This window comes from Paraburkholderia sp. GAS348 (genome assembly GCF_050434205.1).
Taxonomy (GTDB): Bacteria; Pseudomonadota; Gammaproteobacteria; order Burkholderiales; family Burkholderiaceae; genus Paraburkholderia.
Window position 1 is genome coordinate 262148 of record NZ_JBNPVT010000007.1, and the last position, 13632, is coordinate 275779.

General features: G+C 63.8%; 9 protein-coding genes. All 9 read left to right on the plus strand.

Features of this window, described 5'->3' with window-relative positions:
- Nucleotides 1-45 precede the first annotated feature (45 nt).
- The 9 genes from P3T22_RS15370 to tssM are packed head-to-tail and all read left to right on the plus strand — an operon-like array spanning nt 46 to nt 13632.
- On the plus strand, nt 46-2202 hold the full coding sequence (locus P3T22_RS15370) for a type VI secretion system Vgr family protein (protein WP_063497400.1): 2157 nt from the start codon (nt 46-48) through the stop codon (nt 2200-2202).
- Between the two features lie 24 nt (nt 2203-2226).
- The gene (locus P3T22_RS15375; protein WP_429325371.1) at nt 2227-4776 is read left to right on the plus strand and encodes a DUF2169 family type VI secretion system accessory protein; all 2550 of its coding nucleotides are present in this window, start codon (nt 2227-2229) and stop codon (nt 4774-4776) included.
- On the plus strand, nt 4773-5855 hold the full coding sequence (locus P3T22_RS15380; protein WP_063497402.1) for a pentapeptide repeat-containing protein: 1083 nt from the start codon (nt 4773-4775) through the stop codon (nt 5853-5855). The genes P3T22_RS15375 and P3T22_RS15380 overlap by 4 nt, the downstream gene beginning before the upstream one ends.
- Nucleotides 5856-5881: 26 nt before the next feature.
- Nucleotides 5882-6541, plus strand: coding sequence for a DUF3540 domain-containing protein (locus tag P3T22_RS15385; protein WP_429325372.1), 660 nt, complete (start codon nt 5882-5884; stop codon nt 6539-6541).
- A gap of 9 nt (nt 6542-6550) precedes the next feature.
- The gene (locus P3T22_RS15390) at nt 6551-6940 is read left to right on the plus strand and encodes a DUF4150 domain-containing protein (RefSeq protein WP_429325373.1); all 390 of its coding nucleotides are present in this window, start codon (nt 6551-6553) and stop codon (nt 6938-6940) included.
- Between the two features lie 18 nt (nt 6941-6958).
- Nucleotides 6959-7477 (plus strand): type VI secretion system lipoprotein TssJ, encoded by a 519-nt coding sequence (gene tssJ / locus P3T22_RS15395; protein ID WP_429325374.1) that lies wholly within the window; start codon nt 6959-6961, stop codon nt 7475-7477.
- On the plus strand, nt 7477-8844 hold the full coding sequence (gene tssK / locus P3T22_RS15400) for a type VI secretion system baseplate subunit TssK (protein WP_429325375.1): 1368 nt from the start codon (nt 7477-7479) through the stop codon (nt 8842-8844). Before tssJ ends, tssK begins: the two co-directional genes overlap by 1 nt.
- 4 nt (nt 8845-8848) lie before the next feature.
- Nucleotides 8849-10051 carry a type VI secretion system protein TssL, long form gene (tssL, locus tag P3T22_RS15405; RefSeq protein ID WP_429325376.1) on the plus strand — a complete coding sequence of 401 codons (1203 nt, stop codon included), beginning with the start codon at nt 8849-8851 and terminating at the stop codon, nt 10049-10051.
- The gene (gene tssM, locus P3T22_RS15410) at nt 10048-13632 is read left to right on the plus strand and encodes a type VI secretion system membrane subunit TssM (RefSeq protein WP_429325377.1); all 3585 of its coding nucleotides are present in this window, start codon (nt 10048-10050) and stop codon (nt 13630-13632) included. Before tssL ends, tssM begins: the two co-directional genes overlap by 4 nt.

Sequence of the window (13632 nt, forward strand, 5' to 3'; positions counted from 1 at the left end):
GTTCCGCTTCTTCACGCCGCGTGCCCATCGCTAACAAGGCCCGTCATGAACCACATCATTACCGCTCACACGCCACTCGATCCGCAGGCGCTCAGGTTCCGTTCGCTGGACGGCCAGGAAACGTTGTCGTCGCTGTACGAATTCAATGTGGAGCTGATCAGTCAATCAGCCTCGCTCGACATGAACAGTCTGCTCGGCAAGCCACTGACGTTGGAAATCGTCACGCCCGACGGCGGTGTGCGCCATCTCGGCGGACACATCGCGCGATGCGCATTCCGCGGCCGCGAGACTGACACGCCCCGCACGTATGTCTATACGGTCACGCTGCGGCCGTGGTTGTGGTACCTGACAAGGACGGCCGACTGCCGCATCTTCCAGAATCTGTCGGTGGTGGACATTCTTCGGCAAGCGCTGGCCAGATACGGCTTCCCGGTCGACGAGCGTTTGCTCGCAAGCTACCGCGAATGGGACTACTGCGTGCAATACCAGGAGAGCGACTTTGCGTTCATCAGCAGGCTGATGGAGCAGGAAGGCATCTATTATTATTTTCGCCACGAAGCGGACCAGCAGGTCCTGGTGCTCGCCGACGACATGAGCGCTCACGACACGCTGCCTAACTACGCGACGCTGCCCTACCTGCCGCCCGACCGGTTGGCCCTGCCGGCTGAAGAAGGTGTCGACCAATGGTATCCGGAGACGGAACTCCGCTCAGGCGCCTATGCCGTCAATGACTACGACTTCAGGAAACCGCAAGCCGATCTGTCCCAGGTGCGCGTCAATCCGCTGAACGCGGAGCACGGCGGCTACGGCAAATACCAATGGCAAGGCCGCTATATCGAAGCCGAGCAGGGCGAACACTATGCTCGCGTGCGGCTCGAAGAAGAGCAGGCTTCCCACGCCCGCATTCGCGCGCACACTCGTCTGCGCGCCATCGCGCCAGGCTATCTGTTCACGTTGAACAACTGCCCGCGAGAGGCGGAGAACCGTGCTTATCTGATCGTCGGCGTCGGCTATCGTTTGCAGGAAGGCGGCTATGCCACGGGCAGCAGCGAAGCTCGCTATGACTTCGATTTCATTGCGCAGCCAGCGGCGCTGCCTTATCGCGCGCCAAGCGCCACGCCGGTGCCGAAAGCAAGCGGTCCGCAAACCGCTGTTGTGGTGGGGCCGGCCGGCCAGGAGATATGGACCGACCGGTATGGTCGAGTGAAACTGCAATTCCGTTGGGACCGCTACGGAACGCGCGACGAAAACAGCTCCTGCTGGGTACGCGTATCCGAGGCCTGGGCGGGCGCCAACTTCGGCAGCATCCATGTCCCACGGATAGGCCAGGAAGTCGTGGTCGATTTCCTCAACGGCGAACTTGACCGCCCGCTCATCACCGGGCGCATCTACAACGCCGACCAGATGCCGCCGTTCGGTTTGCCGGAAGCCGCCACGCAAAGCGGCCTCGTGACGCGCACGCCGGGCGGCACCGGCGCCAACGCCAACATGTTGCGTTTCGAGGACAGGCAAGGCGCCGAACAGGTGAGCCTGCACGCCGAGCGCGACTACGAGGTTTCGGTCGAAAACGACGCGACGCATGACATCGGCCGCAATGAGGCGATCACGATCGCCAACGACGCAAAGCGCAGCGTCGGACGCAACTACGACACGTCGGTCGCAAACAACGAGACGCGCAACGTCGGCAACGACTATCAGGCGAGGATTGCCAACGACGAAAGGCGCAGTGTCGGCAGGGACTACAGCATGAAGGTCGCCAACGACGCGACCCAGAGCGTCGGCGGCAATTCGGATGCTTCGGTTACCAACAATACGAGCACCACGGTCGGCGGTAATACGAGCACCACGGTCAGCGGCAATACGAGTAGCACGGTCGGCGGCAATACGAGTAGCACGGTCCACGGCAATACGAGCAGCCTGGTAAACGGCAATACAAGCAGCGTGGTCCTGGGAACAAGCGAATCGTTGACTTTGAACCGGATCAGCGTTCTGGGCACAGGGCTCGGCATCAACGGATCGGTGGTGGACGCGTTCGGATCCGTGGTGGTAGCGATCGGTTCGAACGTCGGCGCGACCGGCTCGAATGTCTCCACGACAGGCAGCACCGTCACCTCGACTGGTTCCTCGGTCACGAGCACCGGCTCGAGCGTCGCGGCGACGGGCGTGTCGTACACCACAGTCGGCCTGTCGGTCACGTTCTGAGGGCGGCGACGCGCGCGAATCCAATTGAAAATCATCAAACCCACGCCACTCGGCATTCTGACCCGCGCTTACCGGTCGGATGGCCGCGAATATCTCGGCATCGCCATTCCGATGATGGCGACGCTCGGCGAAACACCGCGACTGGTGGGCGAAACGGAACTATGGGACACGGTCGGTGAAGCGCTGTCAGGCTACACGCTGGATGCGGCACTGCCGAAGCCGCATGCCGAATTCCTCGTCTCCGGGCATGCCTACGGCAAGTACTGCGGACGCTCCCATGTGTGCCACGTCGGCATCCGCTTCGCGGGCATCGACAAGCAGTTGCGGGTCTCGGGCGACCGCTACTGGACCGGCGGGATGACCCGAGCGGCGGACGAGGCCACGGCCGCTGAACCGTTCGAAACCCTGCCGATCGACTGGCCGCTCGCCTACGGCGGCGCAGGCTATGCGGACAATCCGCGCGGACGGGGATTCGCGACCGCATCTGGCGATCGCGCGACGCCGCGGCTACTGCCCAATATCGAATATGCGGCAGATCTGATCCACCGGCGCGAACAGCGCATCGAGCCGGCCAGCTTTACACCGATCGCGCCGGACTGGCCGCCACGCAGCGCGCTCCTTGGCCAATTCGACCAGCCATGGCGCGAAGCGGATTGCCCCGGCTTCCCCCGCACGATAGACCATCGCTATTTCAACGTCGCGCCGCTGGATCAGCAGTTGTCGGCGCATACGGCCCTGCCCGACGGCGCCGCCTATGAAATCACGCACATGCACCCCGAGCGCGCCGTAATCGCCGGCAGGTTGCCAGCGTTGCGCGCCCGCTGCTTCGTGCAACGTCAACGCGAAGACGCACTCGCCGAGGTCCCGATGCGTCTGACCACGGCATGGTTCATCCCTCATCGGGAGCGGGTCGTGATGATTTTCCATGGCGCGGCCGAAGTCGAAGAATTCGATGCGCAAGACATCGCCTGTTTGATGATCGGAGCGGAACTGAACGCGCAGCCGCTGTCCGCCATGGATTACCGGCGCGTTTTCGACCTGCGCATGGATAGCAAACGCGGCGCGTTACACGCGTTGCGCGATCGAGACCTCGTGCCCGTGTCGATGCTCGTGCACGCCGGCGGCGAAGACGAAACCACCCACGCGCCATCGCAGAGCGCCGTGCAGCGCAATCTTCTGCGCCGCGCCCAACTGCGAGCCGAACAGGCCGCGGCGGCGCACGGCCCAGCCGCCCAACTCGCGCTCGATGCTATCGCCACAGCGGCCGAGCCGAAGCGCCCACCCCGGCTCGACGAATTGGCGGAGTTCGTTCAGCAGCAGGAACAGCAGGCGGAAGAACAGCGCGCCGCCCTCGAAACAATGCGCCAGCAGATCGAAGCAAAGCATGCCGCGTCGCTCTCAATGGCACCGGCTCGACGCGGACCGCCGCCGTCCTCTATCACGAGCGCATGCCTCTCACGTACCGAGCAGCCGGCGCTGCTCGAAATGGCGCGCGCCGCCGACCACAAACTGCGCGAGGCGTACCTGCACGCCGCTCACTATCAGGACGCTGCGCCGCGACTCGATCCGGCGGCAGCGGATACCGCACGCCGGCGCGTCGCGGCCATGTATGCCAATGGCGAATCGCTGGCCGGCCTCGACCTGACCGGCGCGGATCTGAGCGGGATGAATCTGCGCGGCGCGCAACTGTCGGGCGTGCTGCTGGAAAGCGCAAACCTGACCGGCACCGATTTCAGCGAAGCCACGCTGACGAGCGCCGTGCTGGTACGCGCGACGCTGCTTCGTGCACGCTTCGCGCGCGCGCAGTTGACTCAGGCCAATCTGTCGCTCGCACAGTGTGAGGACACCGACTTCAGCGAAGCCACACTCGATCGCAGTCTGTTCGAGCACACGCCTTTTCTGCGCTGCCGCTTGCCGCGAGCGTCGATACACCGCGCTCAATTCAGACATTGCCGCTTCGACGCGGTCGATTTCAGCGAAGCTAAGCTGGCCGATCTGGTGTTCATGGAGCAGACTTTCCACGACGTCAGTTTCAATCAGGCGCATATCCGCAAACTGGCCTTCATACAGTGCCGTCTCGAACGAGCCAGCTTTACGGAGGCTGACATCGTCGGGCTGGGATTCGTCGAAACCGACGCCAAGGGTGTCCATTTCGATCGCGCCAGTTTGCGCAAAGCCTGCTTCGTGAAAGACAGCGTGCTAACCGATGCGGATTTTACGCAAGCGCGGCTTACGGAAGTCAATTTGCGTCAGGTGAGCGCACAGCGCGCCAATTTCAGCGGTACCCGAATCAACCAGTGCGATTTTTCCGATGCGTGTCTGGAAGCCGCCAATCTGCAAGGTGTGAAGCTCGATAACGGCTACATGGTGCGCACTGATTTAAGCGCCGCCAATCTGGCGCGCGCCGACCTGATCGGCGGCTATTTGAGGCGTGCGAATCTTCGCGGCACAAACTTGCGCGAAGCCAACCTGTTCCGCGCCAATCTCGCGGAAACGTCGATGGATCGCGGCACCCAGCTCGACGGTGCGTATCTCGAGCAAGCCGTCCTTTGTCCGTTGTCGAGGTCGGCATGAGTCTCACGCGCGAACAACTTCAGCAAATGATCCACCATGGCGAAATCATCGGGAAGCAGTCGCTCGGGCCGCTCGCGCTGGAGCAATGCGATCTTTCCGGCGCAATCTTTGCAAACGTCACCTTCAACGGCACACGGCTCGCGCAGGCAACGCTTGGCGAATGCGTGTTCGACGCGTGCACGTTCATCGACGTCGATCTGGCGGGTGCGGACCTGTCGAAAAGCGCCTTCCTGACGTGCGAACTGCATCATGCAAGCTTCCTCGACAGCACGCTCGACGATTGCCGAATGCTCCAGACGCGCGCCGGCGGTACGCGCTTTTCAGCCATACGGGCGGCACGGCTCGCTTTTCTGAAATGCGATCTGAGCGGCTGCCGGTTCGATGCCGCGGATATCGAGTTCGGTGTCTTCGACGAGACGCCCATGCCCGGCGCCGATTTCTCGGCGGCGGGCATCCGCAAAAGCCTTTTCTATCGACTGGATTTGCGCGAGGTGAGTTTCGCGCGGACACAGTTTGACAGCACGGTATTCACCGAATCGAATCTGGCGCGGCAAGCGCTTCGCGGGCACACACTGAACCGTTGCCAGTTCATCGACACCGATCTGCGCCACGTCGACTTCACGTCTGCGAAGCTGGCGCAATGCAACTTCCAGGGCGCCACGCTCGAAGCCGCTGTGCTGGACGATGTCGACGCGCCGCTCGCCAACTTTTTCGGCGCGAATGTCAGCGGCGCGCAGTGCCGTGGCGGCCGCTTTCCTGACAGCATCTGGGTCGAAGCGCGGGTCCGGGAGACGGATTTCACCGCGGCGAATCTATCTGGCGCCGTGTTCCAGCGCGCCGACGCTCGCCAATCACGCTTCATTCGAGCGCGCCTCGAAGGCGCCGATCTGTCGTATGCCGAACTCGCCGGCGCGGACTTCCACGAGGCGCGGTTAGAGCGAACCCGGATTTGCCATGCCGACGCCGACGCCCGCCGCGGCGCCGGTGACGCAGCCTGGCAAGGGCGCGCAGGCGTGATCGGCAACGACACTGCACTACGCGCGGCTGAAGCCTGGTCCGCACAACGGGATACCCACTGACTGCACACATGAACCACGGAGTCGCCATGAATTTGACCGTAGCCGAATTGAGAAGACCCTCACCCACAGCGGCCGGCGAAACCCTCGGCACCGTGCTTGCGATCCTCGAGGAGGACAGCTTGCTGGTGGAGTACGGCGGCGCCAGGCGGCCATGCCGCCGCGCCTTCAGTTGCCTGGTCGCGCCGGAGCCGGGCGATCGTGTGCTGGTCAGCCATGCCGATCCCGAACACGCGTACGTGCTGGCGATCTTCGAACGGTCTGCCACAGGCGGCGCACGCATTCGCATCGACGGCGACCTGCTGCTGGAATCGACCTGCAGCGTCCGGCTTCGGGCCGCACAGCACATTCATCTGCATGGCGAACGCGAACTGCAATTGCACGGCAGCCGGCTCGAACTGGCGGCCAACGAAGCGGAGCTCACCGCCGACACAGCGTCGTTCCACGGCGGCGAACTGCAAGGACGATTCGGCGTGCTGCGCCTGATCGGCAAGAGTCTCGAATCCGTATTCGACCGCGTCGTGCAGATCAGCAAGACGAGCTTTCGCACGATCGAGGCCGTCGACCATCTGCGCGCGGCGCATATCGACTACGCCGCCAACGAGAGCGTCCGGCTGCATGGCAAGCATGCACTGCTGACTGCCGAACGTCTGTCGAAGATCGACGCCCAGCAAATTCATCTCGGCTAGGAGAACCTCATGGTCATGGTCAACTCGAGCGCCGCCGGCGCCAACGGCGCCATCAGCGTCAACCTGACACCCCCACTCGGCGTGCCGGTTGCGTACGGCAACACGGCGCAACGTCCGCAGGCGATTCCCAACGTCAGCAACATCCTGATCGCCGCAGCCCCCGCCCACAATCTGGCGACCGTCATTCCCGTCACCAGTGGCGACGCGCCCGGCTCGATGGGGGGCGTCATGTCAGGCACCGTCGGCTCGACGTCACGCAACATCAACGGCGCCAACACCGTGCTGCTGCACGGCATGCCGACCACCCGCATGACCGACCCGACCCAGCAGAACTCGACGAATGCGCAGGGCACGGGCACCTCGCCGAGCCAGACGCATATTCTGAATCTGGCCGGGTGATACACGGATGAGCCACGCATGATCCATACACGACGGCGCGTGTTGCTTGCGCTGACTCCGGCGATCCTGGCGGCTGGCTGCGCAGCGACGCCAAAGACAGCGGAAACTTCTTGCGATGTTTATCTCTACGCCAGTTCGCGAGTCAATCCGGACAGCCGCGGACTGCCTTCGCCGATTCTCGTCGGCATCTACAGCCTGAAGTCGACGGCCGCATTCGAGGCGAGCAGCTTCTCCTCCTTGCAGGACCACGCGAGGACGGCCTTGGGCGACGACCTCGTGTCGCTTGAGCAGTTGATCCTGTTACCTGGTGAGCGCAAGTTGATCTCGAAGCCGGACGATCCGGCCGTCCGGCAATTCGGCGTGGTCGCCGGCTATCGGGAATTGAACAAATACGTCTGGAAGGCCACTTTCGCGCCGCCAGCCGACGCGGACCGCGGTTTCTTTTCGTTCTGGCCGTTCGCGTCATCGCGGGTCGCCATGCGAGTGGAACTGGGCGAAGGCGGCCTGGTGGTCAGAACCATGAATCGGACACATTGATGAAGCACTCATATTTGCCGCAGAAAGACTCGGGCGCATCCCGCAGCAAAGTCGTCTGGTCGGAAGGCATGTACCTGCGACCGCAGCATTTCCAGCAGTTCGAGCGTTACATCGAAGACTATGTCCAACAGCGCAGCCTCGGATTGCAGGGGGCATTCTGGGGGTTTCTGAGTCTCGAGATCGATCCCGGTGCGCTCACGTTGGGCAAGGTCGCGTTGTCGACGGCGCAAGGCGTATTCCCCGACGGTACGCCCTTCCTTCTGAGCGGTCCCGACAACCTGCCCGCGCCACTCGACATCCCCGCTCACGCAAAAGACGAGCTCGTCGTGCTCGCGTTGCCAATCCGTCGTGCGGACGGCGAAGACACGATCTTCGAAGAACAGGTCGAATCGCTCGCCCGGTACAGCGCACACACGCGCGAAATTGCCGACAGCAATGCGGTCGCGCTGGGACCCGCAACCGTGCAGATCGCCCGGGCGCGCCTGAAGCTGGTACTCGCGTCCGAACTGCGCAGCGAATGGCAGGCGCTCGGCCTGCTGCGGGTGGTGGAGCGGCGCAGCGATAACCATCTGGTGCTCGACAAGCAATACATCCCGCCGATGCTGATAGCCGGACAGCATTCGGTGCTCGGCCATTACCTCAGCGAACTGCATGGCCTGCTCGAACAGCGCGGCGACGCGCTGGCACAGCGTCTGTCACGCCCGGGGCGCGGCGGCGTCGCCGAGGTCAGCGACTTTCTGCTGCTGGCGCTGATCAACCGCGCTCAAGCCGATACTTCGCATGCCCAGGCGTTCGGCCACGTGCATCCCGAGCAGCTCTTTCGTCAATGGCTGCGGCTCGCGTTCGATCTCTGCACTTACACGAGCAGCGAGCGCCGGCCGACGGTCCGTCCTGACTACCGGCACGACGATCTGCAAGGCAGTTTCGCACCGTTGATGGTTGAGTTGCGGCGGGCGTTGTCGACGGTACTCGAACAGAACGCCGTTGCGATCGAATTGGAGGAGCGCGCGCATCGCGTGTGGGTTGCACGGATTCCGAGCCCCGAACTGATTCGCAGCGCCGGCTTCGTGCTGTCGGTACACGCCGATCTCCCCGCCGAGACCATGCGCACGCGCTATCCCGCGCAGGTCAAGATCGGGCCCGCCGAGCGGCTGGCCGATCTGGTCAATCTGCATCTTCCCGGCATTGCGCTGCGCCTGCTGCCGGTCGCGCCGCGACAGATTCCGTATCACGCCGGCCGCCATTGCTTCGAACTGGATACGAGCGGCGAACTCTGGAAGCAACTGGAGAAATCCAGCGGCCTCGCTTTGCACGTCGCCGGCGATCTGCCGGGCCTGACGATGGAGTTTTGGGCCATTCGCGGCTGAGCCTATGCGGACAAACCAACAAACCTCTAGCGCCGGCAACCCGCTCGTCGCCGCAGCGAATCCGCTGCTCGCTACGCTTACGCAGATCCGCACCAGCACGACGTTGACGCCGGAGCGGCTGCGCGAATATCTGGTCGATGAAATCAGGCGTTTCCAGGCGCGCGCGCAGCAGGCGGCCGTCGCCATCGAAACCATCGTCGGTGCGCGCTATTGCCTGTGCACGGCCCTCGACGAAGCCGCGGCACTCGCGCCGTGGAGCGGCGGCAGCGCATGGTCGACGCACAGCCTGCTGGTCGCGTTTCATAACGAAACCTGGGGCGGTGAGAAGTTCTTCCAGTTGCTCGCGCGCTTGTCGGGCAGTCCTCGCGAACATCGCGACATCATCGAGCTTCAGTACCTCTGCCTCATGCTGGGTTTCCAGGGACGCTATCGCGTGGTTCAGAACGGCGCTGCGCAGCTTGAAACGCTCACGCGCCGGCTGCATAAACTGCTTCACGAAACGGGCGGCGGTTATGCACAACCCCTATCGCCCGATTGGCGTGCCACCGACCGCACGCAGGGGTTCAGCGCGCGCCGCTGGTTGCCGCCGTGGACGTTGTTGCTGTTCGCCGGCCTGATCGGCTGCGCGAGTTTCATCGGCTTCCTGCTGGCATCCAACGCGCAAGCCGATCGAACCTACGCGGCGATCAACGCGATTCATTTTCCGGAAAGCGAGTTTCGCGCGGCCGCCGCGCCGCCCGTCAACCTTACCCGCCTGCTCGACGCAGACATACGCAGCGGCTCGCTTGTCGTGCGCGAAGATGCGGATCGCAGTGTGATCGCGCTGCGCGGCGACGGCCTGTTCGATTCCGGCTCGGCCACCGCCAATGACGCTTACCTGCCCGTGCTCGCGCGTGTCGCCGGGGTCCTGAGCCGGCTTCGCTCAGATGTGGTGATTACCGGCTATACGGATAACCAGCCGATCCGCGACCGGCGATTCGCATCGAACCTCGCGCTCTCGCAAGCCCGCGCCGCCGCGGTCAGGCAATCGCTCCTCGCAGCGGGCTTCGACAAAACCCGTGCGCTCACCGTGGCGGGGCGCGGCGACGAACAGCCGGTCGACACCAACCGCACGGCCGCAGGCCGCGCCCACAATCGGCGGGTGGAAATCGTGCTGTTTCACGGCGCTGCAAGCAGACAGGACTTTTCGCAAGCGACCAACCGATGAATTCTTTAAAGCGTTTGTGGGGACTTCTGTGGTCCAGGGCGTTATGGCTGTTGGTGGGCGTGATCGTCATCGCCGCACTGATCTGGATGATCGGGCCATTGCTATCGATCGGAGAACTGCGGCCGCTGGAAAGCGACATCTCACGCCTCGTGCTGATCGCGTTCCTGTTATTCGTCTGGTGGGCAAGGTTTGCCTGGCGTTGGCGACAACACGCGGACAGTGAGGATCTGCGCAAGCTTTTGCGCCGACTCAAGGCTAGCCAGCCCGCCCCCCCTGCCTCCGACGACCGCACCGAACCGCTTGCTGAACTGCGTGCCCGCTTTCGCGAGGCGCTGCACCTGTTGCGTCACGCGGGCGCCCCCACAGGCCGGTTTGCCGCGTGGCTGGACAGACTCACTGGTCAGTATGTCTACCGGCTGCCGTGGTATCTCGTGGTTGGCAGCGCCGGTTCGGGCAAAACCACGGCGCTCGCTAATAGCGGACTTGAACTGTCGATCGCAGAACAAGCCGCGCGCGCCGCCAGCGGCCGCATTGAACCGACGCCCCACTGCGAGTGGTGGTTCAGCAACCATGCCGTGCCCGTCGATACGCCCGGTCACTATCTGGAAGCGGCCGACGCCGACGCACGGCGCGGCGCCGAATGGGGCGAGCTGCTGGGGCTGTTGCGCAAATACCGGCCGCGCCAGCCCGTCAACGGCGCGTTGTTGATGGTCGGCGTCGACGAACTGCTGGCGATGAGCGAGTCCGATCGGGCAGCCTACGCGACGCGGCTGCGCAAGCCGTTGCAATTGATGCAGGCCAAGTTCGACGTCCGCGTGCCGGTCTATCTATGCTTCACCCGGATGGACCGCATCAGCGGCTTTACCGAGTACTTTTCCGGCCTTAACCGCGACGGTCGCGCGCAGGTATGGGGCACGACCTTTGCGGCGGGTGACCCGGCATCGAGCGACGCCGCCGGTTTTGCCCCCGGCGGCGCGTTCGACCGTTTGGCGCAGCGGCTGAACGCCGCCTTGGACGATGTGCTGATCGCGGATCCCGATCCCGACAGCCGTGCGCTCGCCTATCTGTTTCCGCAGCAGTTCGCGAGCCTCAAGGAAACGTTGGACGACTTCCTCGTGGCGCTATTTCGGCCGTCGCGCCTGGAAACCAACCTGGTGGCGCGCGGCATCTACTTCACCAGCGCGCTGCAGAGCGGCCCGGCAATCGACGGTGTGCTGACGCCGATCCGACAGCAATTGCAGATGGCGGCTGCGCCGCCGGCACGCGTCGCGCCGAAACACAGCCAAAGCTACTTTCTGAAGCAACTGCTGCAAGACGCCGTATTCGCCGACGCAGGATTTGCCGGCGTGAGCCGCGCGTTGCGACGCCGCCGCCTGATGGCACACGCCGCAGTGGCTACCTTGACCGGCGGCGTTCTGCTGGCGCTCCTCACCGGCTGGACGATCAGCTATCTGAACAACCGCGCCTATCTCGACGAAGTGAATGCGCATGTGGCCGCCTTCAATCTGTACGCCAACCGGCCCGTCGTATCCCATCCGGACGCCGTGGCCCCGCTTTCGCCGATGCTCGATGCGTTGCACAGCCTGCCGCACAGCGAGCAATTCGATGTCGACGCGCCACCGCTGTGGCGGTATGGGCTGGGCTTGTATCAAGGCAAACGAATCAGCGATGCAGGCGAGGCCGTCTATCATCGTGCGCTCGACGAAAAACTGTTGCCGCAGGCGGCCGCCCGCATCGAATCGATACTCGCCGATGCACCGGTCACCGACCTCGAGTATTCGTACGATGCGTTGAAAGCCTATCTGATGCTCCACGACGCGACGCGATACGACGCCGGCTTCCTCGCGGCATGGCTGATCCTCGATACCGAGCAGGCGTTGCCGTCGAATACGACGCAGGACGAGCGCGCACGACTCGAAGCGCACATCGCCAATCTGTTCGAGTCGCGCAGGGTCGCTTCGCCGTTCGCGCGCAATGCGCCGCTGGTGGAAAGCGTGCGCGAACGTCTCGGACACGCTTCGCCCGCGCTGCGTGCTTACCACCAGCTCCGCCGCGAACTATTGGCGACGATGCAAGGCGCGCCGGTCAGCGTCGCGAGCGCCGGCGGTCCCCAGGCCGCGCTCGTCTTCAGACGTCGAAGCGGCAGGCCGCTCACCGACGGCGTCAGCAGCCTATACACCTCCCATGGCTACTGGAACACTTTTGAAAAACGCGTGGACGGCGCCGCCGCGAAACTCAAGGACGAAGATCCATGGGTGCTAGGCATCCCTGCAAACGCCACGAGCGACAGCGCACGCCTCGCCCGGGAAATCAGACGCGCCTATTTCAATGACTACATCAATGTCTGGGACAGCTACCTCAACGATCTGGCCTTGATGGACAGCACGTCCATTGCACAGAGCATGCAGATCGCACGCACACTGTCGGCGCCCGATTCGCCGCTCAGGCAATTTCTGCTGGTCGCGGCGAATGAGACGAATCTACTGCGCGCGGGCGCGGTGCAGGAGCCGACTGCAAACAGATTGCAAAAGCGTATCGGCGAAGCAAGGCAATCGCTCACTGCGTTGTTCGGCAGCGGTGCACGCGGCGCGCCGCCGCCCTCCGGCGACGACAAACCCGAAGCCATCGTCGACGAACATTTCGAACCGCTGAGACGTCTGGCGGCCTCGCCCGCAGGCGGGCCGCTCGACAGCAACCTGCGGGTGATCGACGAGTTCTACAGCTATCTGAGCTCCGCGAGCGCTGCGTTAAGCAGCGGCAACACGCCTCCGCAAACGGATGTATTCAACAGACTCCAGGCGGATGCGGGGCGCCTGCCCATGCCCCTGCGCAAGATGTTCAGCGATCTGTCGCAAACCGGTTCAGCGCAGGTCAGCGGCGCCGCACGGGCCAACATCGCACAGGACGCGCAAGGCGGCATCGGCCGCCAATGCCGGCACATGATCGCCGGGCGCTACCCATTCGAGCGCGGCTCGCCTCGCGACGTCGCGCTCGACGATTTTGCGAGGCTGTTCGCCGCCGGCGGATTGATGGACAGCTTCTTTCAGAAGAACCTGGCCTCGCAGATCGACGTCAGCCGTAGCCGCTGGACCTTCAGGGGTGACGCGGCCGGCGGCGCGCCGGGCGATGCGCGCCTTGCCGGCTCGTTTCAGAACGCCGATACGATCCGCACCGTGTTCTTCCCCGGCAACGCGACGGCGCCGTCGCTGCAAATCGAATTGACGCCGCTCGAAATGGATCCCGGCATCACGCAGTACGTGCTGGACGTCGATGGCCAGACAATCCGCTATGCACACGGCCCGCAAATCCCGGCGACCGTGAAGTGGCCCAACGCGGGCGGCGCCAATCTGGTCAGCTTGCTGGTCAATACGCAAAGCGGCAGCAACAGCCTGCAAACCCACGGCCCTTGGGCTTTGCACCGCCTGTTTGACAAGGCGCGCATCACGCCGGGCGCGGCGCCCGAGAGCTTTGTCGCGAGTTTCGACGTCAACGGAAAAACGCTGGCGCTGCGCGTCACTGCCAGCAACAGCTATAACCCATTCCAGCTGGCGCAAATGAACGCATTTTCGTGTCCGTCATGA

What these genes read in the sequence shown, in the direction of transcription:
- P3T22_RS15370 (WP_063497400.1), top strand. Translation starts at nt 46, where the DNA reads ATGAACCACATCATTACCGCTCACACGCCACTCGATCCGCAGGCGCTC.
- P3T22_RS15380 (WP_063497402.1), top strand. Translation starts at nt 4,773, where the DNA reads ATGAGTCTCACGCGCGAACAACTTCAGCAAATGATCCACCATGGCGAA.
- P3T22_RS15385 (WP_429325372.1), top strand. Translation starts at nt 5,882, where the DNA reads ATGAATTTGACCGTAGCCGAATTGAGAAGACCCTCACCCACAGCGGCC.
- P3T22_RS15390 (WP_429325373.1), top strand. Translation starts at nt 6,551, where the DNA reads ATGGTCATGGTCAACTCGAGCGCCGCCGGCGCCAACGGCGCCATCAGC.
- tssJ (WP_429325374.1), top strand. Translation starts at nt 6,959, where the DNA reads ATGATCCATACACGACGGCGCGTGTTGCTTGCGCTGACTCCGGCGATC.
- tssK (WP_429325375.1), top strand. Translation starts at nt 7,477, where the DNA reads ATGAAGCACTCATATTTGCCGCAGAAAGACTCGGGCGCATCCCGCAGC.
- tssL (WP_429325376.1), top strand. Translation starts at nt 8,849, where the DNA reads ATGCGGACAAACCAACAAACCTCTAGCGCCGGCAACCCGCTCGTCGCC.
- tssM (WP_429325377.1), top strand. Translation starts at nt 10,048, where the DNA reads ATGAATTCTTTAAAGCGTTTGTGGGGACTTCTGTGGTCCAGGGCGTTA.